The 26,583-nt window shown below is 63.8% G+C and carries 18 protein-coding genes; 10 read left to right on the top strand and 8 right to left on the bottom strand.

What is annotated here, in order from left to right; genetic code table 11:
* Nucleotides 1–179: 179 nt before the first annotated feature.
* Complete coding sequence (locus tag AB4Y32_RS34320; RefSeq protein ID WP_368725562.1) at nt 180–1,646, bottom strand: NAD-dependent succinate-semialdehyde dehydrogenase; 1,467 nt, start codon at nt 1,644–1,646, stop codon at nt 180–182.
* A 29-nt stretch (nt 1,647–1,675) separates the two neighbouring features.
* Nucleotides 1,676–2,959 (bottom strand): 4-aminobutyrate--2-oxoglutarate transaminase, encoded by a 1,284-nt coding sequence (locus AB4Y32_RS34315; protein ID WP_368725561.1) that lies wholly within the window; start codon nt 2,957–2,959, stop codon nt 1,676–1,678.
* A gap of 119 nt (nt 2,960–3,078) precedes the next feature.
* On the opposite strand from AB4Y32_RS34315, the gene AB4Y32_RS34310 reads away from it, so the two are divergent.
* On the top strand, nt 3,079–4,635 hold the full coding sequence (locus AB4Y32_RS34310; RefSeq protein WP_368725560.1) for a MocR-like pyridoxine biosynthesis transcription factor PdxR: 1,557 nt from the start codon (nt 3,079–3,081) through the stop codon (nt 4,633–4,635).
* A 49-nt stretch (nt 4,636–4,684) separates the two neighbouring features.
* On the opposite strand, the gene AB4Y32_RS34305 is transcribed toward AB4Y32_RS34310, so the two are convergent.
* From AB4Y32_RS34305 to phnC, 4 genes are all read right to left on the bottom strand, one after another.
* Nucleotides 4,685–5,521 carry an EamA family transporter gene (locus AB4Y32_RS34305; RefSeq protein WP_368725559.1) on the bottom strand — a complete coding sequence of 279 codons (837 nt, stop codon included), beginning with the start codon at nt 5,519–5,521 and terminating at the stop codon, nt 4,685–4,687.
* Between the two features lie 225 nt (nt 5,522–5,746).
* Nucleotides 5,747–6,580, bottom strand: coding sequence for a phosphonate ABC transporter, permease protein PhnE (phnE, locus tag AB4Y32_RS34300; protein ID WP_368725558.1), 834 nt, complete (start codon nt 6,578–6,580; stop codon nt 5,747–5,749).
* Nucleotides 6,577–7,548, bottom strand: a complete 972-nt coding sequence (gene phnD / locus AB4Y32_RS34295; RefSeq protein WP_368725557.1) for a phosphonate ABC transporter substrate-binding protein — start codon at nt 7,546–7,548, stop codon at nt 6,577–6,579. The genes phnE and phnD overlap by 4 nt, the downstream gene beginning before the upstream one ends.
* Nucleotides 7,549–7,602: 54 nt before the next feature.
* A complete protein-coding gene (gene phnC / locus AB4Y32_RS34290) occupies nt 7,603–8,454 on the bottom strand; it encodes a phosphonate ABC transporter ATP-binding protein (protein WP_368725556.1) in 852 nt (283 codons plus the stop codon).
* 271 nt (nt 8,455–8,725) lie between these two features.
* On the opposite strand from phnC, the gene AB4Y32_RS34285 reads away from it, so the two are divergent.
* The 6 genes from AB4Y32_RS34285 (at nt 8,726) to AB4Y32_RS34260 (ending at nt 19,188) form a co-directional block, all read left to right on the top strand.
* Nucleotides 8,726–9,763: a M14 family zinc carboxypeptidase gene (locus AB4Y32_RS34285; RefSeq protein ID WP_368725555.1), complete on the top strand. Its 1,038-nt coding sequence runs from the start codon at nt 8,726–8,728 to the stop codon at nt 9,761–9,763.
* Nucleotides 9,760–10,578 (top strand): alpha/beta fold hydrolase, encoded by an 819-nt coding sequence (locus AB4Y32_RS34280; protein WP_368725554.1) that lies wholly within the window; start codon nt 9,760–9,762, stop codon nt 10,576–10,578. Before AB4Y32_RS34285 ends, AB4Y32_RS34280 begins: the two co-directional genes overlap by 4 nt.
* A gap of 336 nt (nt 10,579–10,914) precedes the next feature.
* Nucleotides 10,915–15,759: an NAD-glutamate dehydrogenase gene (locus AB4Y32_RS34275; RefSeq protein ID WP_368725553.1), complete on the top strand. Its 4,845-nt coding sequence runs from the start codon at nt 10,915–10,917 to the stop codon at nt 15,757–15,759.
* A gap of 138 nt (nt 15,760–15,897) precedes the next feature.
* Entirely contained in the window at nt 15,898–16,971 is a 1,074-nt protein-coding gene (selD, locus tag AB4Y32_RS34270) for a selenide, water dikinase SelD (RefSeq protein ID WP_368725552.1), read from the top strand.
* A 42-nt stretch (nt 16,972–17,013) separates the two neighbouring features.
* Nucleotides 17,014–17,940 (top strand): cation diffusion facilitator family transporter, encoded by a 927-nt coding sequence (locus AB4Y32_RS34265; RefSeq protein ID WP_368725551.1) that lies wholly within the window; start codon nt 17,014–17,016, stop codon nt 17,938–17,940.
* A gap of 177 nt (nt 17,941–18,117) precedes the next feature.
* The gene (locus AB4Y32_RS34260) at nt 18,118–19,188 is read left to right on the top strand and encodes a purine nucleoside permease (RefSeq protein WP_368725550.1); all 1,071 of its coding nucleotides are present in this window, start codon (nt 18,118–18,120) and stop codon (nt 19,186–19,188) included.
* 238 nt (nt 19,189–19,426) lie between these two features.
* Here the strand turns inward: AB4Y32_RS34260 and AB4Y32_RS34255 are convergent, their stop codons facing one another.
* Both AB4Y32_RS34255 and AB4Y32_RS34250 read right to left on the bottom strand, forming a co-directional pair.
* Nucleotides 19,427–19,747 carry a DUF4148 domain-containing protein gene (locus tag AB4Y32_RS34255; protein ID WP_368725549.1) on the bottom strand — a complete coding sequence of 107 codons (321 nt, stop codon included), beginning with the start codon at nt 19,745–19,747 and terminating at the stop codon, nt 19,427–19,429.
* 171 nt (nt 19,748–19,918) lie between these two features.
* Nucleotides 19,919–20,923: a LysR family transcriptional regulator gene (locus AB4Y32_RS34250; RefSeq protein ID WP_368725548.1), complete on the bottom strand. Its 1,005-nt coding sequence runs from the start codon at nt 20,921–20,923 to the stop codon at nt 19,919–19,921.
* A gap of 185 nt (nt 20,924–21,108) precedes the next feature.
* Here AB4Y32_RS34250 and AB4Y32_RS34245 point away from each other — a divergent pair, with 185 nt between their 5' ends.
* From AB4Y32_RS34245 to AB4Y32_RS34235, 3 genes are all read left to right on the top strand, one after another.
* The gene (locus AB4Y32_RS34245; RefSeq protein WP_368725547.1) at nt 21,109–21,963 is read left to right on the top strand and encodes an alpha/beta hydrolase; all 855 of its coding nucleotides are present in this window, start codon (nt 21,109–21,111) and stop codon (nt 21,961–21,963) included.
* 32 nt (nt 21,964–21,995) lie between these two features.
* Nucleotides 21,996–23,318 (top strand): efflux RND transporter periplasmic adaptor subunit, encoded by a 1,323-nt coding sequence (locus tag AB4Y32_RS34240; protein WP_368725546.1) that lies wholly within the window; start codon nt 21,996–21,998, stop codon nt 23,316–23,318.
* Between the two features lie 73 nt (nt 23,319–23,391).
* Nucleotides 23,392–26,577 carry an efflux RND transporter permease subunit gene (locus AB4Y32_RS34235; RefSeq protein ID WP_368725545.1) on the top strand — a complete coding sequence of 1,062 codons (3,186 nt, stop codon included), beginning with the start codon at nt 23,392–23,394 and terminating at the stop codon, nt 26,575–26,577.
* Nucleotides 26,578–26,583: the final 6 nt, after the last annotated feature.

Genomic DNA, 26,583 nt, shown 5'->3' with positions numbered 1-26,583 from the left:
AGGGCTGGTTGCAGCATTCTGCCGCAACCAGCCCTCTGCCAGCTTGCTTGCGCCACGCGCGTCAAGCGTTCGCTTCGCCGGGCTGACGCCCGCACTTGACCCGGCAACCACCCACTCGAGATTCGAAAGAAGCAATTTTCAGTCGGCGCAGCTTCAAAAAGAAGCCCGCCGAACCGGGCTTAAACGCCCCCCATACACATATACTTGATCACGACATACTCGTCGATCCCATAGTGCGAGCCTTCGCGTCCCAGGCCCGACTGCTTGACGCCGCCAAACGGCGCGACTTCGTTCGAGATCGCGCCCGTGTTGATGCCGACCATCCCGAACTCCAACGCTTCCGCGACGCGCCAGATGCGGCCGATATCGCGGCTATAGAAGTACGACGCAAGGCCGAATTCAGTGCTGTTCGCCATCTCGATCACCTCGGCATCCGACGTGAAGCGGAACAGCGGCGCGAGCGGGCCGAACGTTTCGTCGCGGGCCACTTTCATGTCGGGCGTGACATCGGCGAGCACGGTCGGCTCGAAGAAGCCGTGACCGAGCGCATGACGCTTGCCGCCCGTCACGACGCGCGCGCCTTTGCCGAGCGCATCTTCGATATGCGATTCGACCTTGAGCACCGCGGCCTCGTTGATGAGCGGCCCTTGCTGCACGCCTTGCTCGGTGCCGTATCCGACCTTGAGCCCGGCGACGGTTGCGCTCAGCTTTTGAGCGAACGCATCGTAGACGCTGTCGTGCACATAGAAGCGGTTCGTGCACACGCAGGTCTGGCCGCTGTTGCGGTACTTCGATGCGATGGCGCCTTCGACGGCGGCATCGAGATCGGCATCGTCGAACACGATGAACGGCGCATTGCCGCCGAGTTCGAGCGAGACCTTCTTGACGGTCGGCGCGCACTGCGCCATCAGCAGACGCCCGACGCCCGTCGAGCCCGTGAACGACAGCTTGCGCACGGTTGCGTTGCTGGTCATCTCGCCGCCGATCGGTTTCGGATCGCCGGTGACGACGCTGAAGACGCCCGCGGGCACGCCAGCGCGCTCGGCGAGCACGGCAAGCGCGAGCGCAGACAGCGGCGTGGCTTCAGCGGGCTTGACGATGATCGGGCAGCCGGCTGCGAGCGCCGGACCGACCTTGCGAGTGATCATCGCGGCCGGGAAATTCCACGGCGTGATCGCAGCGCACACGCCGACAGGCTCTTTCGTCACGACGATGCGCTTGTCGCCCGCCACTGTCGGGATCGTGTCGCCGTAGACCCGCTTCGCTTCTTCGCCGAACCATTCGAGGAACGAGGCCGCATAGCCGATTTCGCCCTTGGCTTCGGCGAGCGGCTTGCCTTGTTCCGTCGTCAGGATCAACGCGAGGTCGTCGGCGTTGGCGAGCATCAGGTCGTTCCACTTGCGCAGGATTTCCGCGCGCTGCTTGCCCGTCTTTGCCTTCCATGCGGGCCAGGCCTTGTTCGCCGCTTCGATCGCGCGGCGTGTCTCCTGTGCGCCCATACGCGGCACGCGCGCGACCAGTTCGCCCGTTGCCGGGTTCAGCACTTCGAACGTTTCGTCGTTATCGGCGCCTTGCCATTTGCCGTCGATATACGCCTTGCCTTGCAGCAGCGCCGGGTCTTTCAGTTTGCTACGCAGATCGGTCATTTCGTTCTGTCCTTTGCTTGTCTGTCACTTCAGGCAGCGACGCCCACGGTCTCTTTCAACGCATCTTCGAGAATGGCGAGCGCCTCGTCGAAGACGGCATCCTGAATCGTCAGCGGGAACAGGAACCGGATGACGTTCGAATAGACGCCGCAAACCAGCAGCAGAAGCCCGCGCTCTAGCGCGCGCGTCTGCACGCGCTTCGTGAAATCGGCATCCGGCTCCGACGTGCCCGGCTTGCAGAACTCGACAGCCACCATGCCGCCCGGCCCGCGCACATCCGCCATCTGCGGCACTTCCTTCTGCAGCGCGGTCAGGCGGCCCTTGAGCCGGTCGCCCAGTTCGACGGCGCGCTCGCAGAGCTGCTCTTCATCGATGATCGACAGCACGGCATGCGCGGCAGCCACCGCCAATGGATTGCCCGCATACGTGCCGCCCAGTCCGCCAGGCGCGGCGGCATCCATCAGATCGGCGCGGCCGACCACGCCCGACAGCGGCAGCCCACCTGCAAGGCTCTTGGCCATCGTCATCAGATCGGGCACGACGTCGTAGTGATGCATCGCGAACAGCTTGCCCGTACGCGCAAAGCCCGTTTGCACTTCATCGGCGATCAGCAGAATGCCGTGCTCGTTGCACAGCTTGCGCAGCGCGCGCACGAACTCGGCGGGCGCCGGATAGAAGCCGCCTTCGCCTTGCACCGGCTCGAAGATGATCGCCGCGACGCGCTTCGGATCGATATCGGCCTTGAACAGATGCTCGATCGCCTTCAGCGAGTCGGCCGTCGTCACGCCGTGCAGCGGATTCGGGAACGGCGCGTGGAAGACGTCGGCCGGGAACGGGCCGAAGCTCAGCTTGTACGGCGCGACCTTGCCCGTCAGCGCCATGCCCATCATCGTGCGGCCATGGAAGGCGCCCGTGAACGCGATCACGCCCGGACGGCCCGTCGCCGCGCGCGCGATCTTGATCGCGTTTTCGACGGCCTCGGCGCCCGTCGTGAAGAAAGCCGTCTTCTTCGGATAGTCGCCCGGCGCGCGCTGATTGATCTTCTCGGCCAGCTCGACATACGACGCGTACGGCACGATCTGATACGCGGTGTGCGTGAACTGGTCCAGTTGCGCGCGCACGGCCTCGACGATCTTCGGATGACGATGGCCCGTGTTGCACACGGCAATGCCCGCTGCGAAGTCGATCACGCGGCGGCCCTCGATGTCCCATAGCTCCGCGTTCTCCGCGCGCGCAGCGTAGAAATCGCACATCACGCCCACGCCGCGCGGCGTGGCGGCGTCCTTGCGGCTCTTCAGTTCGGCATTCTTCACGGAGATCTCCTGGTTGGGTTCGTTCGGGCGCTCGCGCTCATCGCGGCACATGCACCGACTATACTTATATTTGGCTCTAGGTTTCAGAGCCATTTCAATAAAAAACCAGGAGCCAATTTATGCGCGCGAGCGTGTTGTCCGACTGGCTGGCCCAGCGTCTGGATCGCGGCAACGGTCAGCCCGTGTACCGGCAGCTGCATCGGCTGCTTCAACAGGCGATCCTCACGCGCGAGTTGCCCGCGGGCAGCAAGGTGCCGTCGTCGCGGCTGCTTGCGAACGAACTGGGCATCGCGCGCAATACCGTCACGCAGGTCTATGAACAGCTGGCGCTGGAAGGCTATGTGACGTCGGCCACGGGGCGCGGCACGTTCGTCGCCGATACGTCGCCGGATGAAATCGTCGGATCGCCCGATGCGCAGGCCACGCCGATGCGCTCGACCTCGTTCGAGCAGTTGCAGCAGGCGCTGCCGCCTGCCCGCTCCAAACCGCTGCTGGACGCGCAGCCCGCCGCGCGGGCGCTGTCGCAGCGCGGTTCGCGGCTGATCGCGGGCGCGGGCGTGTCGAAGCGTCAATGGGGCGCGTTCATGCCCGGCGTGCCCGATGTCACGCGCTTTCCCGCGCGCGTTTGGAGCCGTCTGCACAACAAGTACTGGCGGCGTCCGCGGCCCGATCTGCTGACGTATGCGCCGGGCGGCGGCCTGTCCCTGCTGCGCCACGCGCTCGCGGACTATCTGCGCACGTCGCGCTCCGTGCGCTGCACGCCCGAGCAGATCGTCATCACGACGGGCATTCACCAGTCCGTCGATCTGGCCGTGCGTCTGCTGACCGATCCCGGCGATGTGATCTGGACGGAGGACCCGTGCTATTGGGGCGTGCGCAGCGTGATGCACGTGTCGGGACTGAAGTCGCGGCCGATTGCCGTCGACGAAGAAGGCATCAACCCTTCGCCCGACGATCTCGCGCATCCGCCGAAGCTGATGCTCGTGACGCCGTCGCACCAGTACCCGCTCGGCATGGTGATGAGTCTCGCGCGTCGGCGGATGCTGCTCGAATACGCGCGGCAGCACCACTGCTGGATCATCGAGGACGACTACGACAGCGAGTTCCGCTACGGCAACCGGCCGCTCGCGTCGTTGCAGGGGCTCGACACGACGGGGCAGGTGATCTATGTCGGCAGCTTCGGCAAGACGCTGTTTCCGGGGCTGCGAATCGGCTATCTCGTCGCGCCCGAGGCGCTGGCCGAGAGCTTCGCGACGGCCAGCGCCGAGCTGTATCGCGAAGGGCAGTTGCTGCAGCAGGCGATGCTCGCGGAGTTCATCAGCGAAGGGCATTTCACGTCGCACATCCGCAAGATGCGCACGCTCTACGGCCAGCGGCGTTCCGCGTTGCTCGACGCCGCCGCGCGGCGCTATGGCGACGCGTTGCCCGCGGTCGGCGGCGATGCGGGCCTGCATCTCGTGATGCAATTGCCCGAAGGCACGGATGACCGCGCCGTCGCCGCGGCCGCGCTCGAACGCAATATCGTCGTGCGTCCGCTGTCGGGGTATTACGCGCAGACGTCGCGCGCGCAGTCAGGGCTGCTGATCGGCTACGCGTGCGTGCCCGATGAAGAGATCGCACCCGCGTTCGACACGCTCGCGCAAGCGATCGACGCGACGTTGCCGCTCTTCGCGTGAATGCGCGTGAATCCGAGTGAATGCGCGTGATAGTCGCGCCAGTCCGGCGCTATAACCGGATCAGCACTGCGCCGAGCGTGACGAGCGTGCACGCGACGATACGGCGCGCCGTCAGCCGCTCGTGCATGAATGAGAAGCCGATCAGCACCGCGAAGATCGAACTGAGTTCTCGCAATGCCGAAACCATCGCGATGGGCAGATAGCGGTACGCCTCGATGATCAGGCAATACGCGCTCAGTGCGATCACGCCCGAGAGAATCCCTTTGACCATCGTCTCGCGCGACGTGAAGAGCCCCTTCGCGCCGCCGCGCCAATACCAGACGAGCAGGAACTGCGGCAAGTTCCACAGCAGATAGACCCACATGATGTAGCTCATGCCGTTGCCCGCGACGCGCGCGCCGATGCCATCGACGACCGAATACGACGCGATGAAGAGGCCCGTCAGCAGCGCGTAGGGCACGCTCTCGCCGGAAAAGCGCATGTCGCGGCGAAATGCGAGCGACACGATGCCGAGCGACACCAGCGCGACGCCCGTCGCCGCGAGCGGCTTCAGCGACTCGTGCGCGAACACGAGCGCGCCGGCGAACACGAGCAGCGGCGAGAGCCCGCGCGCAATCGGATAGATCTGTCCGAAGTCGCCGCTGCGATACGCGCGTATCAGCGCGAGGCAATAGCCGAATTCGAGCACGACGGACGCCGCGATATAAGGCCACGCGCCGGGCGCGGGCAGCGGCAGCACGGCCACGCCGATCGCGCTGACGACGAGATATGGAATCGACATCATGCCGAGCAGCCAGATGCGGTCTTCGGCGAGGCGCAGGAACGCGTTCCAGCTCGCATGGAGCATCGCGGACAACAGGACGAGCAGAACGACGAGGGTATCCATCGAAGCGAAAAGAGGGGACAGGAAAAGAGTGATTATTCCGCAGCCGGGCGGTTTGTTGTGGTTTTTTGTGCGAACAGGAGGGGATTTGTGGAAATCGTGCGGGCGGCATGCTAGTGCGCCCGAGCCCGCGCCGAAAGAGGGGCACCAGGCAAAACGCGGCGCTTGCGCGGGCCCTGATCGGGACCCTTGCAAGCGCCGCGTCGAGAAGACGCGCGAACTAAAGACTCAGATCACGCGCTCGCGCAGCTTTGCCGACAGCAGATCGATCACCGTCACGACGACGATCACCATCAGCATCACGGCCGCCGTCTGCGCGTAGTTGAACGAGCGGATCGACTCGTACAGCACGACGCCGATGCCGCCCGCGCCGACCATGCCGACCACCATCGCCGAGCGCACGTTCGATTCGAAGCGGTACAGCGCATACGAAATCCACAGCGGCAGCACTTGCGGCAGCACGCCATAGACGATCTCATCGAGGCTTGACGCGCCCGTCGCGCGCACGCCTTCGGCGGGACGCGGATCGATCGCTTCGACGGCTTCGGCGAAGAGCTTCGCGAGCACGCCCGTCGTGTGCACCCACAGCGCCAGCACACCCGCAAACGGCCCGAGTCCGACCGCGACGATGAACAGCATCGCGAACACCATTTCGTTGATCGCGCGGCACGCGTCCATGATGCGGCGCACGGGCTGCACGACCCACGCGGGCGCCATGTTGTGCGCGGACAGCAGGCCGAACGGCACCGCGCACACGAGCGACAGCGCGGTGCCCCACACCGCGACGGCGAGCGTCACCATCATTTCGTGCACATACGTGCGCCAGTCGCTGAAGTCAGGCGGAAAGAAGTCCCGCGCGAACTGGCCCATGTTGCCCGAGTCGGACAGCAGATCGAGCGGGCGCATGTCGGCGGGATGCCACGACAGGCCCAGCACGGCGATCACGGCAATCCAGCCGACGAGCGATGTCCAGCTGCGCTTGCCCGCCGCCGCAGCCTTCGTCTTCGATGGCTGCGCGGACGAAGTGGTCGAGCGGTCGGCGCTCAGGTCGGCTGCGTTCATTGCTTTTGTGCTGCGCCGAGTGCGGACAGCCTGGCGTCGATCGCGGCCGTCTGCGTCTTGCGGTCCGCATCGGACAGCGACGTGTCGGCTTCGATCTTCTGCTTCTGCTGGAACAGCGCGACCTGGCGAACGGGCGCGAGCTGCGCATCCGTCGACGGCGCAAAGCCGCTATAGCCGAAGATGTTCGCCAGCACTTCCTTTTCGTGCGCGTCGGTCTTGCCGTAACCGTAGAAGAACTTGCGCACCTTTTCCTTCGTCGCGTCCGGCAGATCCTTGCGATACACGAGCGGGTCCGACGGAATCAGCGGCGATTTCCACAGAACGCGCACCTGTGCGAACTTCTCGGGGTTCTTTTTCTTCAGCGTGTCGAGCATCTCGGTGTTGTTCGTTGCGATGTCGACCTTGTTGTTCACGACGGCGAGCAGGTTCGCTTCGTGGCTCGCCGGCATCACCGTCTTGAATCCCGTGCGTACGTTCACGTTGTTCTTCGCGAACAGGTAGTAGCCGGGAATCAGCGTGCCCGACGTCGAATTCGGATCGCCGAAACCGAGCGTCACGTCCTTCGTGTTCTTGAACACGTCGTCGAGCGTCTTGAAGCGGCTGTTCACGTTCGTGATCAGCAGCGAGTAGTAGCCGGCGTCACCGTTCGCATACGTCGTCTTGGCGAACACTTCGCCATTCGAGCGGTCGACGGCTTCCATCGCCGAGGCGTTGCCGAGATACGCGACCTGCACCTTGTTGAAACGCATGCCTTCGATGATGCCCGCGTAGTCGGTCGCGAAGAACGCCTTGACGTTCAGCCCCGTCTGCTTGCTCATGTCGTCGACGAGCGGCTGCCAGCGTTGCTTGAGCACCGCCGACGAATCGGTCGAGATGATGCCGAGATTGAGGTCTTCGGCCTGAGCGGCGAAGCTGGCGAAAGCCGATACGGCCGCGACGCCGACGAGCAGAGAGCGCAAAAATTTCATGAGTTCTGATCCAGGTGAGTGAGTCGGATACTGCGTTTCTGTTGAAGGAAGCGATCAGGCGGAACGCGCCGCATCGAACGGTATGACGCGTGCGCGGGACGTCATGCCCGGCGTGCCGTCGGCGGCGGCGTTGTCCTCGAGCAATTCGCGCGCGTCGTCGCCGTAGAGCTTTTGCAAGAGCGCGGGCGTGAGCGCCGACGAAGGCCCGTCATAGACGACCTTGCCGCGCCGCATCGCGATCGTGCGCTTGCAGTACCGCATCGCGATGTCGACCTGATGCAGCGACACCAGCACCGTCAGCTGATGTTCGACGTTCAGCGTGCGCAGCATGTCCATCACGCGGCGCGACGACTCGGGGTCGAGCGATGCGATCGGCTCATCGGCGAGGATGATGCGCGCCTGCTGCACGAGCGTGCGCGCCAGCGCCGCGCGCTGCTGCTGGCCGCCCGACAGATTCGACGCGCGCTCGCGCGCATGCTCGCCGATGCCGACCTCATTGAGCGCCGACATCGACAGCTCGCGTTCGCCGCGCGGAAAGGCGCCCGTGAGCCGGCGCCACAGCGGCAGCCGCGCGAGCGCGCCGATCAGCACGTTGGCTTCGACGCTCAGCCGGTTCACGAGATTGAACTGCTGAAACACGAAGCCGATGTCGCGGCGAATGCTGCGCACTTCGCGCACGATGCGGCCGTTCTGCTGGATCGGGCGGCCGAGTATCGAGATCTGCGAAGGCTGCGCATCCGATGCCGTGAAGCCGGCGATGTGACGCAGCAATGTCGATTTGCCCGAGCCGGACGCGCCGATCAGCGCGACCATTTCGCCTTGCTCGAGCCGCAGGTCGATTTCGTCGAGCGCCTTGCGACCATTGCTGAATGTCTTGCTCAGACGTTCGATGCGGATTGCGTCCATGTGTGTCCTGTCGATGACTCCGGTGCTTTGCCGGAAGTTGTGGGACATTCTAGAAAGCGTGTATGACGGTTGAGTGAAGGCGTCGCAACATCTAGACGACTATATCTTTTAGACGAGACCCAAAACGGCGCGAAACGCGCTGCAATGTGTCAGGCGTATGACAGGCGCGGCGCCGTCAGCCGTCTGTCATCCATTGGCAAGCGCGAACCGCTATAGTTGAAGGCATCAGCGCGTGAGCCGTCTCCAATAACCTCCACAACGGGCGCCGCCCATGCCACACGCTCTCAGCTTTTTGCCCGATACGTTCACGGAGTACGAAGATCTGAAGGCGATACTCGACGTCGGCAGCGGCAGCTTCGAGATTCATACCGTTTGCGAAACGCGCACTCACGGCAGGACCTTCTGCGTGCACACCGCGAGCATCGGCTCGCGCGATCCGCGGGCGCCCGCGATCGGCTTTTTCGGCGGCATCCACGGGCTCGAACGGATCGGCACCCAACTCGTCCTCGACTACATGCGCGCGCTGCTCGGGCGGCTCGAATGGGACGAACTGCTCGTGCGCCAGCTTCAATCGATCCGCCTCATCTTCATGCCGATCGTCAATCCGGGCGGCATGTGGGCCGCGACGCGCGCGAATCCGAACGGCGTCGACCTGATGCGCAACGCACCGCAGGACGCGGAGGAGCGCGTGCCGTGGCTCGCGGGCGGACAGCGCGTCGGCTCGTGGCTGCCGTGGTATCGCGGACGGCGCGGCGCGCCGATGGAGGTGGAGGCGGCGGCGCTGCTGCGCGTCGTCGAAGAAGACCTCGCGGTGCGGCCGCTGTCGTTCGCGCTCGATTGCCATTCGGGCTACGGCTGGACCGACAGCATCTGGTTTCCGTACGCGAAGACGCGCCGCGCGATGCCGCATCTGCCGGAGATGTACGCGCTCAAGACGATGTTCGAGCGCGCGCATCCGCACCACGGCTACATATTCGAGCCGCAGAGCCATCAATACCTGCTGCACGGCGACCTGTGGGACTGGGCCTACGATCGCACGCCGCCGCCCAACATCTTTCTGCCGATGACACTCGAACTCGGCTCGTGGCTGTGGATCAAGAAGAATCCGCGGCAGATCTTCTCGCGACAGGGGATGTTCAATCCCGTGAAGGCGCATCGCACCGCGCGCGTGTTGCGGCGTCACGCGAATCTGCTCGATTTCCTGACGCGCGCCGCGTATGCGCCGCAGCGCTGGCTGCCACGAGGCCACCGCCGCGACGAGCTGCTCGATCACGCGATCGATCACTGGTACAAGTCCGAGCGCAAATGAACACGTGGATTCTGCTGCGTGGCCTGACACGCGAAGCGAGGCACTGGGGCGCGCTGCCCGATGCGTTGCGCGAGGCGCTCGACGGCATCGCGGGCGTTGCGCCGGCAATGGGAAACCCGCGCGAGCGCGTGCTCACCATCGACCTGCCTGGCAACGGCGAGTACGCACATCTGCGCGCGCCGCTGCGCGTGGCGGAGATGGTCGATTTCGTGCGAGCGGCCGCTCGTGAACGCGGCGCGCCGGGGCCGTATTGCGTGCTGGCGATGTCGTTGGGCGGCATGGTCGCAACCTGCTGGGCGCAGCGTCATCCCGCCGAAATCGCGAGGCTCGTGCTGATCAACACCAGCATGCGGCCGTTCAGCCGTTTCGACGAAAGGTTGCGTCCCAAGGCATGGCCGGGGCTCTTGCGCGCCGCGCGGCATTGGAATGCGCCGTCCGTCGCCGAGGAAGTGATTCACCGGCTGACGTGCAACAACGGCAAGACGCGCGCCGCCGACCTGAAGATATGGACGGACATTCGCGCGAGCGCGCCCGTGAGCCGCGCGAACGCGCTGCGCCAGCTGCTTGCGGCGGCGCGCTTCAGAGCGGGAAAGCGGCGGCCCGAGTGCGCGACGCTCGTGCTGTCGTCGCGCGAAGACGGGCTCGTCGATCCGGCGTGCTCGGCATCGCTGGCCGCCGCGTGGGGCGCGGATCACTGGACGCAACCGTGGGCCGGTCACGACCTGCCTCACGACGACCCCGCATGGACCGTCGAGCGCATTCGCGGCTGGCTCGTGCAGACAGCCGGGGAGTGCAAATGCGGAGAGTTCGATTAGCTGGTCAATGCGGTGATGAGATCCGCGATAGGGCTTTTATACGTATTCGATTCACCCTTTTAAAAGCGGAACATAAAAGCCTAATGCATCGGTGCCGACGACGCCAATAAGAAGAACCCTGGGCCAGATTCGCCATGTTCGTCAGGTAACAAAACGAAGCGTTTTTATCTATTTCCAAAGGGCTTTTATGCCCTGGTTCCGACACGCTTCTGTCACAGCCGCAAGCAAGCATGGTCGATGTCGTTCGATGTGCGCACGCACAATCGGTTTCGATCCGACGGGTGCATAATGCGCTTCTATCGATGCAGTCGATTGTCGCCCATCGCGGAGGACGTCATGCAAGCGAAGAACGAAGAAGCCGTTGTACATCTGCTGAACGATGTCGTCGAGTTCGCAAGAGGGCGATTGCCCGAACCGGCGTTTACGGTCGTCGAGCCACTCCTGCGCCGCTACTACGACTTCGCGGATGCGGACGATCTGCAAAGCCGCGGCATCGCGGATCTGTACGGCGCGGCCATGGCGCACTGGCAAACCGCGCAGCGCTTCGTGCCAGGCAGCGAACGCCTGCGTGTCTACAACCCGATACTCGAGCAGCACGGCTGGCACTCCGATCACACGGTGATCGAAATCGTCAACGACGACATGCCGTTCCTCGTCGATTCCGTGGCGATGGCCGTCAACCGCCTCGGCCTCTCGCTGCATTCGGTGCTGCACCCGGTGTTTCGGATCTGGCGCGGCAGTGACGGCGGCATCGAACGCGTAGCGCCAACGGACGCCTCTTCTTCGGACGACGGCCGCTCGCAACTCGCGTCGTTCATTCATTTCGAAGTGGATCGCTGTGGCGATGCCGCGAAGCTCGACGCATTGCGCAACGACATCGCGAAGGTGCTCGGCGATGTGCGCGCCGCCGTCGAAGACTGGCCGAAGATCGTCGAGATCGCGCGCGCGACGATCAAGGACATGGCCGTGCGCGAAACGAGCCCGGAAGGCGTCGAAGCGCGCGCGTTTCTCGAATGGATGGTCGCGGACCACTTCACGTTTCTCGGCCAGCGCGACTACGAACTCGTCACGCAAGACGGCCAGTACGGCTTGCGCGGCGTGGCGGGCTCGGGCGCGGGCATTCTGCGCGAATCGATGCGGCCGCAGGGCGGCTCCGACGTGACGCCGTTGCCGCCCGCCGCCGCCGACATCATCGCGGGCGCGCTTCCCATCTTTCTGACCAAGGCCAATTCGCGCGCGACGGTGCATCGTCCCGGCTATCTCGACTATGTCGGCGTGAAGCTCGTCGGACCGGACGGCAAGATTTCGGGCGAACGGCGGTTCATCGGGCTTTACACATCGACGGCCTATACCTCGCCGGCGTCGGAGATTCCGATCGTGCGCCGCAAATGCGCGAACATCGTGCGGCGCGCGGGTTTTCTGCCGAAAGGGCATCTCGGCAAATCGCTCGTGACCGTGCTGGAGACGTACCCACGCGACGAGCTTTTCCAGGCCGACGAGAACCAGCTCTATGACACCGCGATGGGCGTGCTGCGCTTGCAGGAGCATCAGCGCACGCGGATGTTCGTGCGGCGCGACCGCTTCGACCGTTTCGTGTCGTGCCTCGTGTTCGTGCCGCGCGACAAGTACAACACCGATCTGCGCCGGCGCATCGCGAGGCTGCTGATGGCGGCGTTCAACGGCACCAACGCCGAATTCACGCCGCTGCTATCCGAGTCGACGCTCGCGCGCATTCACTTCGTCGTGCATGCGGAGCCGGGCGCGATGCCCGACGTCGATACGCGCGAACTCGAGGCGCGGCTCATCCAGGTGGCGCGCCGCTGGCAGGACGATCTCGCCGACGCATTGCTCGACGCGTTTGGCGAAGAGCAGGGCAATCGCCTGTTGCAGCAGTACGGCGATTCGTTTCCCGCCGGCTACCGCGACGACTACCCGGCGCGCACGGCCGTGCGCGATATCGAACTGATCGAGCGCGTGCAGGGCACCGAGCATCTTGCGATGAACCTGTATCGTCCCATCGAATCGGGGCCGCGCTCATTCCGCTTCAAGGTATATCGCGTCGGCGAGCCGATCGCGCTGTCGCGCAGCCTGCCGATGCTCGAACATCTCGGTGTGCGCGTCGATGAAGAGCGGCCCTATCTGATCCAGGCGACGGGTGCCGCGCCTGCGTGGATTCACGACTTCGGCCTGGAGCTCGCCGACGACACGGAGTTCGACATCGAGCGCGCGAAGGATCTGTTCGAAGATGCATTCGAGCGCGTATGGACGGGCGACATCGAGAACGACAACTTCAATCGCCTCGTGCTGCGCGCGCAACTGAGCGCACGCGAGGTGACGATCTTGCGCGCGTACGCGAAGTACTTGCGGCAGGTCGGCTCGACCTTCAGCGATGCGTATATCGAGCGCGCGCTGACGGGCAATCCGGCGATCGCGCGGATGCTGGTGGATCTGTTCGTCGCGCGCTCGGAGCCGGCGACGGGCGCGACGCGCGACGCGCGCATCGACAAGATGCTGCAAACGATCGAAGCCGCGCTGGACCAGGTGCCGAATCTCGACGAGGACCGCATCCTGCGCCAGTTCCTCGGCGTGATCAATGCGACGCGGCGCACGAACTACTACCGGCGCGATGCGGTCGGGAATCCGCGTCCGTATCTGTCGTTCAAGTTCGATCCGGCGAAGGTGCCGGGCCTGCCCGAGCCCAAGCCGATGTTCGAAATATGGGTGTATTCGCCGCGCGTCGAAGGCGTGCATCTGCGCGGCGGACGCGTCGCGCGCGGCGGCTTGCGCTGGTCCGATCGGCGCGAGGATTTCCGCACCGAGGTGCTCGGCCTGATGAAGGCGCAGATGGTGAAGAACGTCGTGATCGTGCCCGTCGGATCGAAGGGCGGCTTCGTCGTGAAGAACCCGCCGCCGCCGACCGATCGCGAAGCGTGGATGCGCGAAGGCGTCGCGTGCTATCAGACGTTCCTGCGCGGCCTGCTCGATCTCACCGACAACCTCTCGGCCGGCGCGATCATGCCGCCGCCCGATATCGTGCGCCATGATCCCGACGATCCGTATCTCGTCGTCGCCGCCGACAAGGGCACGGCCACCTTCTCCGATTACGCGAACGCGATTTCGCAAGAGTACGGCTTCTGGCTCGACGATGCGTTCGCATCGGGCGGCTCGGTCGGCTATGACCACAAGAAAATGGGCATCACCGCGCGCGGCGCGTGGGAATCGGTGAAGCGCCATTTCCGCGAAATGGGCATCGATACGCAATCGACCGATTTCACGGTGGTCGGCGTCGGCGATATGTCGGGCGACGTGTTCGGCAACGGCATGCTGCTGTCGCCGCATATCCGCCTTATCGCTGCGTTCGATCACCGGCACGTCTTTCTCGATCCGAATCCCGATCCTGCCGCGAGCTTTGCCGAACGCGAGCGTCTGTTCGCACTGGAACGCTCGAGCTGGGCCGACTACGACCCGTCGCTGATCTCGGCGGGCGGCGGCGTGTTCGCGCGCAGCGCGAAGACGATCCCGCTTTCGGCCGCCGTGCAGTCGATGCTCGGCATCACGGCCGCCGCGCTGGCGCCGGCGGAACTGATACGCGCGATCCTTCATGCGCCCGTCGATCTTCTGTACAACGGCGGCATCGGCACCTACGTGAAGGCGAGCCGCGAAACGCATGCGCAGGTCGGCGACAAGACCAACGACGCCGTGCGCGTGAACGGTTGCGATCTGCGCTGCAAGGTGGTTGCGGAAGGCGGCAATCTCGGCCTCACGCAACTGGGGCGCATCGAATTCGCGCAGCACGGCGGCCGCGTGAATACGGATGCGATCGACAATTCGGCGGGCGTCGATTGCTCCGACCATGAAGTGAACATCAAGATCCTGCTCGGCCTCGTGGTCGCGGACGGCGAGATGACGGAGAAGCAGCGCAATGCGCTGCTCGCCGAAATGACGGAAGAAGTCGGCCTGCTCGTGTTGCAGGACAACTACTATCAGACCCAGGCGCTGTCGATTGCGGGACGCTACGCCGCCGAGATGCTCGACGTCGAAACGCGAATGATGCGTTACCTCGAACGCAATGGCCGCCTGAATCGCGTGATCGAGTTCCTGCCCACCGACGATGAACTCAACGAACGTCATGCGGCGAAACAGGGTTTGACGTCGCCCGAGCGCGCGGTGCTGCTCGCATACAGCAAGATGTGGCTCTACGATGCGCTGCTCGAATCCGATGTGCCCGAAGATCCCCTCGTCGCGGACATGCTGGTCGATTACTTTCCGAAGCCGCTGCGTCAGCGCTTCGGCGAGCCGATGCGGCGCCATCCGTTGCGCCGCGAAATTCTCGCGACGCATCTGACGAATGCGCTGATCAATCGCGTCGGTCCCGCGTTCGTGCTGCGGATGATGGAAGAAGCCGATGTGAGTCCCGGCGACATCGTGCGCGCGTGCATCGTCGCGCGCGACATCTTCGATCTGAACGACGTATGGCGCAACATCGATGCGCTCGACAACCGCGTTGCCGACGACGTGCAGGCGCGCATGTTCGTCGAGATCACGAAGCTGCTGGAGCGCGCGGCGCTGTGGATTCTGCGCCATCTGAAGTCGGGCGACGTGAAGGACGCGAGCGTGACCGATTTGATCACGCGTTGCCGCGATGCCGCGCAACGGCTCGCGCCGCAACTGCCGATGCTGCTGCCCGCGGCGGATATCGAAGCGTTGTCCGAGCGGCAGCGCGTGCTCGTCGATGCGGGCGTCGACAGCGAGCTTGCCGTGCGCGTGGCGAGCGGCGACATTCCCGCCGCGTTGCTCGATATCGCGGAAGTCGCGTCGGCGACGCAGCGCAGTATCGAGCTGGTGGCGGGCGTGTATTTCGCGTTGGGCACGCAGCTGAACTATGGCTGGATCGGCGAACGCGCCGCGGAACTGCCGACGCCGGCGAACTGGGACGTGATCGCGCGCGCGGGCGCGCTGGCCGAACTCGGGCGCCTGAAGCGCGCGCTCACCACGGGCGCGCTCGCCGAAACGCCCGACGCGAACGACGCGCAAGCCGTCGTCGACGCATGGCGCAGCAAGCGCGAAGCGGTGCTCGGGCGCTATGCGCAACTGCTGACGGACCTGCGCGCGGCAGGCGGCACGAGTCTTTCGATGCTGCTCGTCGTGGTCGGCGCGATGGCGACGCTCGAACGCCAGTGAGGAAGGGAAGGGCGGCGCGCCCGAAGACGGCGCGCGCCGCCGCGCATGCATGCGGCGCATGCCCGTGCGCCCTGTTCGGCAGCGATGCGGCGGATTGCCCGATAATAGTCGTTATCGACAATCCTTCGCTAAACGATCATGACCGAATCCGCTGCTACTTCCAACGTTGCGTCCGATGTGCCGCGTCTCACGAGCCTGTCGCATGGCGGCGGCTGCGGCTGCAAGATCGCGCCCGGCGTGCTGTCCGATCTGCTGAAGCGGAACATGCCGATGCCGTCGTTTCCCGACCTGCTGGTGGGCACGGAAACGGCGGATGACGCGGCCGTCTACCGCCTGAACGACGAGCAGGCGATCATCGCGACCACCGATTTCTTCATGCCGATCGTCGACGACCCGTATGATTTCGGCCGCATCGCCGCGACCAACGCGCTCTCCGATGTCTACGCGATGGGCGGCAAACCGATCCTCGCGCTCGCGCTGGTCGGCATGCCGATCAACGTGTTGCCGCACGACGTGATCGCGGCCGTGCTGCGCGGCGGCGAGGACGTCTGCGCGCAGGCGGGCATTCCCGTCGCGGGCGGCCATTCGATCGATTCCGTCGAGCCGATCTACGGTCTTGCCGCGCTCGGCGTCGTGCATCCGCAGCGCGTGAAGCGCAATGCGTCGGCGCAGGCAGGCGACGTGCTCGTGCTTGGCAAGCCGCTCGGCGTCGGCGTGCTGTCGGCGGCGCTGAAGAAAAATCAGCTCGACGAAGCGGGCTACGCCGCGATGATCGCCGCGACGACGAAACTCAATCGCCCAGGCACCGAACTCGCGGCGCTCGACGGCGTGCACGCGATGACGGACGTGACGGGCTTCGGCCTGCTCGGCCATGCGCTCGAACTCGCGCGCGGCGCGAAGCTGACGGCGCGTGTGCGCTACGCCGATCTGCCGTGGATCGCGGGCGTCGATGCACTCGCGGCGGCGGGCACGTTCACGGGCGCATCGGGCCGCAACTGGGCTTCGTATGGCGAAGACGCGCGTCTCGCCGACAGCCTGCCCGCGACGGCACGCACGCTGCTCACCGATCCGCAGACGTCGGGTGGCCTGCTCGTGTCGTGCTCGCCGTCCGTCGTCGATGAGGTGCTCGCGATCTTCCGCGCCGATGGTTTCGATCGCGCGGCCGTGATCGGCGAACTGCACGATGGCGCGCCGAGCGTCGAAGTCGTCTGATCCTGCTTCGCTTCCCTCGCATCACGACAACACGAAGAGCCCATGACAGAAGAATCACCGAAGGCCATTTTTTACGCGCTCGCGGCGAACCTCGGCATTGCACTGTGCAAGTTCGCCGCGGCGGCATTCACGGGCTCGGGCTCGATGTTCGCCGAAGCGATTCACTCGACGGCCGATTGCGGCAATCAGTTGCTGCTGCTATTCGGCCTGAAGCAGGCGCGCCGGCCGGCAAGCCTGTTGCATCCGCTCGGCGCGGGACGCGCGATCTACTTCTATTCGCTGATCGTCGCGTTGCTGCTGTTCTTCGTCGGCGGGGTGTTTTCCGTTTATGAAGGCGCGCATCGGCTCGTCGCGCGCGAGCCGTTGTCGCATGCGTATATCGCGCTCGGCGTGCTGGGCGTGTCGGTCGTGCTCGAAGCGTTTTCGCTGATGGGCGCGCTCAAGGAAATCCGCAAGACGAACCCAGACAAATCGATGTGGCGATGGTTTCGCGAGACGCGCGAATCGGAGCTGCTCGTCGTCACGGGCGAGGACGTGGCCGCGCTGCTGGGTCTCGCGATTGCATTCGCCGCAGTGCTTGCCACGATGGTGACGGGCAATCCCGCGTATGACGCGTGGGGCTCGATCGGCGTGGGCGTGCTGCTGATGGTGATCGCGTTCCTGGTTGCGCGCGAGGTGAAGTCGATGATCATCGGCGAATCCGCGAGCCCGGAAGTGCGGCGCGCGATCGAAGCGCATCTGCGTACACGCAACGAGATTCGCAGCATCATCAATCTGATCACGCTGCAATGGGGCCGGCACGTGGTGGTCGCGGTGCAGGCGGAGATGATCGATTACGAAAGCGGCCGCGCAATGGTCGATGCGATCAATGTCGTTGAAGCAGATATTCAAGCGAAGTTTCCGCAGGTGCGATGGGTCTTTTTCGAACCGGACGTGCCGAGAGTGCGCACCGAGGCTTCGCTCGATTAAAACGCGATGATTCTTTATATTTACCTTTCTTTTATGCGCAATAGCTATTCGATTCGCTAATTCGGAAATTGGCTAATGGAAAACAATTGAATGCCTTCTATACTTAGCTCCGCCCTTTTCCGCGAGGGCATGCATTCCATTCCCAATCGACGAATACGCATAAAGGAAGGATTTGTCATGGTGACTCGCACGGCTGGAGCTTTAACCGCATTGGCATTGGCCGCATGCTCGGCCATTTCGCCTCTCGCGAACGCGCAGGATGACGACGGCTTCGCTCAAGGCAATGGCGAGTCGAAAGGCCGTCCCGTCAAGGTGATGATCATTTCGATGTTCGGGCCGGAAGGGCAGGTGTGGCTCGACACGCTGGGCCCGTGGCAGGACATTTCCGTCGCGGGTCTTTCGCCCGATTATCCCGCCATTCATTGCAACAAGCAGGACATCTGCGTGATGACGACGGGCATGGGTCACGCGAATGCCGCTGCATCGACGATGGCGCTCGCATTTTCATCACGTTTCGATTTGCGGCACACGTATTTCATGGTCGCGGGCATTGCGGGTATCGATCCAATTCAGGGCACGGTTGGCTCCGCTGCCTGGGCCAGGTACCTTGTCGATTTCGGCATTCAATGGGAAATAGACGGACGCGAAATTCCTTCAGGCTGGAATACCGGTTATCTCGGCATCAATACGAAAAGCCCGACAGACAAGCCGCCGCTCGACTACAGAACGGAAGTGTTCCAGTTGAATCCACGACTCGCCGATACGGCTTTTGCGCTGTCGCGTAGCGTGGTGCTTTCGGACAATCCGCAAGCACAGGCGGCGCGCGCCAAATACAATTACGCGCCTGCTAATCGTCCGCCCGCTGTCATTCAGTGCGACACGCTTGCGGGCGATACATGGTGGTCCGGCACAAAGCTAGGCGAACGCGCGCGCGAATGGACGAAGATTCTCACGGACGGCAAGGGCGTCTACTGCACGACGCAGCAGGAAGACAATGCGACCTATGAAGCGCTGAAACGCGCGGCGAGCGTGCATCGTGTCGATCTGAATCGCGTGGCCGTATTGCGTGCGGGTTCGGATTTCGATCGTCCATACGATGGGCAGACGAGCGCGGACAATCTGCTCAACTACGCTGCGCAAGGCGGCTTCAATATTGCACTCGAAAACCTCTATCGCGCGGGTAATCCGCTCGTGCAGGATATCGCGTCGCATTGGGGCGAATGGCGCGATGGCGTGCCGCAACGCTAACGCTAAAACGCAAGACATCAAATCAGCATCTGGAAGCGCAAAGCGCTCAATCGTATAAAAGCGATTGAGCGCTTTGCTATTGCACAGTGCTTTCATGCACGCTTACCGTGCACTGATTGCGCACGCGCTGTGCAACTCAATGTGCACGATAAGGCGTCCACACGGGAATGTCCGCATTCCAGTCATCGAGTTCTGACGGGCTCATGATCGGCTCCTGCAATTAAAACGAAGATTGGGCTTACTGGCCGCGAGCGACGCGCACGCTGCGCTGTTCTCGTTCGTCGTTCTGCACGGCGAGACGCTCCGCTTGCGTGCGGCCAACGAGACCTTGTTCCGGATAGGAGGTCTTGTTCAGCGAGGGCAGCGTGCCGTCGCGATATGCATCGGCGACTTCCGCGCGAACTTCAGCACGCGACTTCTGCGCCGATGCGCCCTCCGAATGCTGCCACCACTGATCGTTGTACGAGCCTGCGCGGCCGATGCCGCCACCGCCTTGAGCGAATGCCGGTGCGCTGACGAGCAGCGAGAGAACAAGACCTGCCAGTAGATTGCGCTTCATGATTCACTCCTGTAGCTGTTTGCCGCGCCTCGATCGGGCGCCGCGACAGGGTGAAATGTAGGCTTCGACGTGCGGTCGATAAACCCGACTTTCGTGAAATGAATTGTCGTGATTTCGGAACAATCGCGGCGCGAAGCCGCGATCGTCCTTTTAAGACAAAGGCCGCGCGCACTACGCGACCCACTCCGACATGACGGGTGTCTTGATGTCCGGCGCGGACTCTTTCTGTTCGAACGTGCGCTGCGAGCAGGTCTTGTCGAGGCTCGCACGGCCGCTCAACAGCGGACAACCGTCGAACAGCTCCGCAATCCAGTCGACGAATACACGCACCTTCGACGACAGATGCCGGCTATGCGGATACACGACGGAAATCGGCATCGGCAGCGGTTTCAGATCGGGCAGTACTTCGACCAGCTGGCCCGAGCGCAGATGCGGCAGCACCATGAAGAGCGGCGGCTGGATCAGGCCGAAGCCTTCGAGGCCGCACGTCACGTAAGCGTCCGCATCATTCACGGACACCAGGCCCTTCATTTTCACTTCGATTTCCTTGCCGTCGACGAGAAACGACCAGTCTATAATCCGGCCCGTGCGGCTCGAAAAATAATTGACGGCCTTGTGGTGCTCGAGATCTTCGAGCGTCTGAGGAATGCCCGCGCGCTCGACATACGCCGGCGCTCCGCACGTGACGCCTTCGAATAACCCTATCCGTCGTGCTACCAAAGACGAATCCTGCAGCGCGCCGACGCGCACCACGCAATCAACGCCTTCCTGCAAGAGATCGACAGGGCGATCCGACAAGCCGAGTTGCAGATCGATATCCGGATACTTCGTGTGAAATTCGCACAATGCGGGAATGACGAGCAAACGTCCGATCGATCCCGGCATATCGATGCGCAGCTTGCCACTCGGCTTCTTGTTGCCGCTCTGGAAACTCGCTTCCGTCTCTTCGACGTCGGCAAGAATGCGCACGCAACGCTCGTAGTACGCGGCACCATCGGGCGTCAGCGACAGCCGGCGCGTCGTACGGTGCAACAGGCGCGTGCCGAGAAAAGCTTCGAGATTCTGGATGATCGTCGTGACGGAAGCGCGTGGCAGATCGAGCGTTTCCGCTGCCCGGGTGAAGCTGTTCGTATCGACGACCCGGGTGAACACTTGCATGGCCTGGAGCCGGTCCATTGCAAACCTCCGAAAGAGCCGGAGCACTGGTGAAGCATCCGCTTTAGTTGGCGGTGGCGCCGAATAAAGCCTTTCGATTGTTCAGGTGCACCGAATTGTGTTGCCGGATTATAGGCATTTATTTGGAAGTCTGCTGGACCCACAATTCGCACCATTCGATAGCTTCGCGCATTGCGCTGTTCGACATGGATGCATTCAACCCGCGCCACACCTTTGTACCGCCGGCCACTAGCCTGGCGGAAAACGCTGCGTCGCTCGATGTCACCGACGTGCAGATAGAAGGCTACGCGCAGGACATCACATTGCGCCTTTACCGGCGGGCCGCTGCAAAAAATGGCTTGCCAATCCTGCTCTATTTCCACGGCGGCGGTTTCGTGCGCGGCTCGCTCGAAGAAGCCGATTTCGCCGCGCGTTATTTCGCGCAGCACACGCCCGCACTCGTCGTGTCGGTCGGCTATTCGCTCGCGCCGCGGTTTCCGTTTCCCGCCGCGCCCGAAGATGCCCATCGCGCGGCGCTGTGGGTGCAGACACGCGCACGCGCGTTCGGCGGCAACACGAAGAAGATCGGCGTCGCGGGTCACGATGCGGGCGGTTCGCTAGCGAATTGCCTTGCGTTCATCGGCCGCGATCGCGGCGATGTGCGCATCGATGCGCAGGCGCTGTTCGGCCCGATGCTCGACCCGAGTCTCACGCGTCTTGGCGACGAGAAGCGCTTGAGCTCGGACATCACCGCGAGCGAATGCGCCGCGTGTTATCGCGCGTATCTGCCGCAAGCGGCGCAGCGCATGCACCCGTATGCGGCGCCGCTCGAATCGGTGCGGCTCAAGGGCTTGCCCGCGACGCTGATCGCGACCGCGCAAAACGACGTGCTGCACGTCGAAGCGGAGAAGTACGCGAGCAATCTGATCGAAGCGGGCGTGCAGACGCAGGTGGTGCGCTATCCGAGCGTGTCGCACGCGGCGCTCGCCAACCATTCCGCGGCGCTGCTAGAGGCCGTTCGATTCTTCCAGTGGCGCTTCGACGAGCGCTCACTCCGATAAACAAACTTCTCAACTAAATTCCGGAGTCTGACATGTCTGTTTTTCCTCTCTCGCGTTCGAAGCTGGCGCTCGCCGCGCTGGCCGTCATCGTGATCGCGGGGCTCGGCACGTTTGGCGCGATTCGCGTCGATGCGCGCGCGCCCGCGCAATCCGCGCCGACGATCGTCCCCGAAGTCGATGTCGCCACTGTCGTGCAGAAAACGATCACCGACTGGCAAACCTATTCGGGCCGTCTTCAGGCCGTCGAACGAGTCGACGTGCGGCCGCTCGTGTCGGGGACGATCGTGTCGGTGAACTTCCAGGACGGCGCGCTCGTGAAGAAGGGCGACGTGCTGTTCGTGATCGATCCGCGCCCGTACCAGGCGGAAGTCGATCGCGCGGCGGCGCAGCTTGCGGCGGCGCAGTCGCGCGCGGGCTACGCGCAAAGCGACTGGGAGCGCGCGCAGCGACTGATCGGCGATAGCGCGATTGCGAAGCGCGACTACGACGAGAAGCAGAACGGCGCGCGCGAAGCGAACGCGAACGTGAAGGCGGCGCAAGCGGCGCTCGAAGCCGCGCAGATCAATCTCGGCTACACGAAGATCGTCGCGCCCGTCGCGGGCCGCGTCTCGCGCGCGGAGATCACGGTCGGCAACGTCGTGAACGCGGGCGCAAGCGCCGCGCCGCTGACGACGCTCGTGTCCGTGTCGCCGATCTACGCGGAGTTCGACGCCGACGAGCAGACGTATCTGCGCTACATCAGCCAGGTGAAGAACGACAGCAAGGTGCCCGTCGAACTGGGCCTCGCGAACGAAACGGGCTACTCGCGCAAGGGCACGATCGAATCCGTCGACAACCGGCTGGATACGTCGTCTGGCACGATCCGCGTGCGCGCGCGTTTCGACAACGGCGACGGCTCGCTGGTGCCGGGCCTCTATGCGCGCGTGAAAGTGGGCGGCAGCGCGCCGCATTCGGCGCTGCTGATCGACGATGCCGCCGTCGGCACGGATCAGGACAAGAAGTTCGTGTTCGTCGTCGACAAGGACGAACACGTTGCGTATCGCGAAGTGCAGCTCGGCGATCTGCAAGGCAATCTGCGCGTCGTGAAAAGCGGGTTGCAGCCGGGCGATCGTATCGTCGTGAACGGCACGCAGCGCGTGCGTCCGGGTGCGCAGATTCGCGCGCACATGGTGGCGATGGGCAACGGCGACGCCGACAGCGCATCCGTTGCCGACGACGCGAAAGCAGAAAAAGACGCGCAACTCGACGCAACGAAGCAGAAGCACACCGAACCGCAAGCGCAATCGACTACGCAATCGGCGCCGCAAACGCAGGCGCAATCGCAGCCGCGCGCGAAGACGCACAAGGCGTCGTGAGCGCCGGCCAGCCGACGCAATCCTTCGATGCATGCGTAGAAAGCCGTAGGCGCTCCAACATCAAGAGCTTCACATGAACATATCCAAATTCTTCATCGACCGCCCCATCTTTGCTGGTGTTCTATCGGTCGTGATCCTGCTCGCGGGTATGATCGCGCTGTTCCAGCTGCCGATCTCCGAGTACCCGGAAGTGGTGCCGCCTTCCGTGGTGGTGCATGCGCAGTATCCGGGCGCGAACCCGAAGGTGATCGCCGAAGCTGTCGCGTCGCCGCTCGAAGAGCAGATCAACGGCGTCGAAAACATGCTGTACATGCAGTCGCAGGCGAATAGCGACGGCAATCTCACGTTGACGGTCACGTTCAAGCTCGGCACGAATCCCGACCTCGCGACGCAGCTCGTGCAGAACCGCGTGAACCAGGCATTGCCGCGTTTGCCGGAAGACGTGCAGCGTCTCGGCGTGACGACGATAAAGAGTTCGCCGACGCTGACGATGGTCGTCCACCTGATCTCGCCGAACGACCGCTACGACATGACGTATCTGCGCAACTACGCGCTGCTCAACGTGAAGGACCGTCTCGAGCGGATCAAGGGCGTCGGCGAGGTGCAGTTGTGGGGCGCAGGCGACTACTCGATGCGCGTGTGGCTCGATCCGCAGAAGGTCGCGCAACGCAATCTGACGGCAATGGAAGTCGTCAACGCAATTCGCGAGCAGAACATTCAGGTCGCGGCGGGCGTGATCGGCGCGTCGCCTTCGGTGCCGGGCACGCCGCTGCAACTGTCCGTCAATGCGCGTGGCCGTCTGAAGACGGAGGGCGAGTTCGGCGACATCGTCGTGAAGACCGCACCCGATGGTGCCGTCACGTACCTTCGCGACATCGCGCGCATCGAGCTTGCTGCTTCGGAATATGGCTTGCGCTCGCTGCTCGACAACAAGCCGGCTGTTGCAATGGCGATCAACCAGTCGCCGGGTGCGAACTCGCTGCAGATTTCCGACGAAGTCCGCGCGACGATGAAGGAGCTGAGCGCGGATTTCCCGGCTGGTGTCGAGTACCGGATCGTCTATGACCCGACGCAGTTCGTGCGTTCGAGTATCGAGGCCGTCGTGCACACGCTGCTCGAAGCAATTGCGCTCGTCGTGATCGTGGTGATCGTGTTCCTGCAAACGTGGCGCGCGTCGATCATTCCGTTGATCGCGGTGCCCGTGTCGATTGTCGGCACGTTCTCGCTGCTGCTCGCGTTCGGCTTCTCGATCAATGCGCTGTCGCTGTTCGGGATGGTGCTTGCGATCGGCATCGTGGTCGACGATGCGATCGTGGTCGTGGAGAACGTCGAGCGGAACATCGAGCGCGGGCTCAGTGCGCGCGATGCAACCTATAAGGCGATGCAGGAAGTGAGCGGGCCGATCATCGCAATCGCGCTCACGCTGGTCGCCGTGTTCGTGCCGCTCGCGTTCATGAGCGGTCTGACGGGTCAGTTCTACAAGCAGTTCGCAATGACGATCGCCATTTCGACGGTGATCTCGGCGTTCAACTCGCTGACGCTGTCGCCCGCGTTGTCGGCGATGCTGCTGCGCGGTCACGGCGCGAAGGAAGACATTCTCACGCGCGTGATGAACCGCGTGCTGGGACGCTTCTTCAAGGCGTTCAACAAGGTGTTCCATCGCGGCTCGGACAGCTACGGACGCGGCGTCAACGGCGTGCTCAAGCGCAAGGGCGCGATGCTCGTCGTCTATGCCGTGCTGCTCGGTCTGACGGTGCTCGTGTCGCGTGTCGTGCCGGGCGGCTTCGTTCCGGCGCAGGACAAGGAGTATCTGATCGCGTTCGCGCAGTTGCCCAACGGCGCATCGCTTGACCGCACCGAGAAGGTGATCCGCGACATGAGCGCGATTGCGCTGAAGCAGCCGGGCGTGGAAAACGCGGTGGCGTTCCCCGGCCTGTCTGTGAACGGCTTCACGAACAGTTCGAGCGCGGGCATCGTGTTCGTCGCGCTCAAGCCGTTCGATCAGCGCAAGGGTAAGGCGCTGTCGGCGGGCGCGATTGCGGGCGCATTGAACCAGCAATACGGCGCGATCAAGGACTCGTTCGTCGCGGTGTTCCCGCCGCCGCCCGTGCTCGGTCTCGGTACGCTGGGCGGCTTCAAGATGCAGCTGGAGGACCATGGCGCGCTCGGTTATGCAGAGCTGAACAAGGCGACGGAAGCGTTCATCAAGAAAGCCTCGGCGACGCCCGAACTCGGCCCGACGTTTTCGAGCTATCAGATCAACGTGCCGCAACTCAACGTCGATCTCGATCGCGTGAAGGCGAAGCAGCTCGGCGTGCCCGTGACAGATGTGTTCAACACGATGCAGGTGTATCTTGGCTCGCTGTATGTGAACGACTTCAACCGCTTCGGCCGCGTGTACCAGGTGCGCGTGCAGGCGGATGCGCCGTTCCGTCAACGCGCCGACGACATCCTGCAACTGAAGACGCGCAACGTGAATGGCGAGATGGTGCCGTTGTCATCGCTCGTGACGGTGACGCCGACGTATGGCCCCGAAATGGTCGTGCGCTACAACGGCTATACGGCCGCCGACATCAACGGTGGTCCGGCGCCGGGCTTCTCGTCGGGCGAAGCGCAGGCGGCCGCCGAGCGCATCGCGGCGCAGGTGCTGCCGAAGGGCGTGAAGTTCGAATGGACCGACCTCACGTATCAGCAGATCCTTGCTGGCAATGCGGGGCTGTGGGTGTTCCCGATCAGCGTGCTGCTGGTGTTCCTCGTGCTCGCCGCGCTGTACGAGAGCCTGACGCTGCCGCTCGCGGTGATCCTGATCGTGCCGATGAGCGTACTGTCCGCGCTTGCCGGCGTGTGGCTCACGCAGGGCGACAACAACATCTTTACGCAGATCGGCTTGATGGTGCTCGTGGGGCTTGCGTCGAAGAATGCGATTCTGATCGTCGAGTTCGCGCGTGAACTGGAACACGACGGGCGCACGCCGATGGCAGCCGCCATCGAAGCGAGCCGCATGCGTCTGCGCCCGATTCTGATGACGTCGATCGCGTTCATCATGGGCGTGGTGCCGCTGGTCGTGTCGAGCGGGGCAGGCTCCGAGATGCGTCACGCGATGGGCGTGGCCGTGTTCTTCGGGATGCTCGGCGTGACGCTTTTCGGTCTGATGCTGACGCCCGTGTTCTACGTGGTGCTGCGGACGTTGGCGGGCGGCAAGATTCACGTTGCGCAAAAGGACGCGCCGCATCTCGTCGCGCACACGACGGACGCATGATGGAGA

The organism is Paraburkholderia phymatum, from assembly GCF_040965635.1.
Lineage (GTDB): Bacteria > Pseudomonadota > Gammaproteobacteria > Burkholderiales > Burkholderiaceae > Paraburkholderia > Paraburkholderia phymatum_B.
This window is presented reverse-complemented; position numbering and strand designations above follow the sequence as displayed.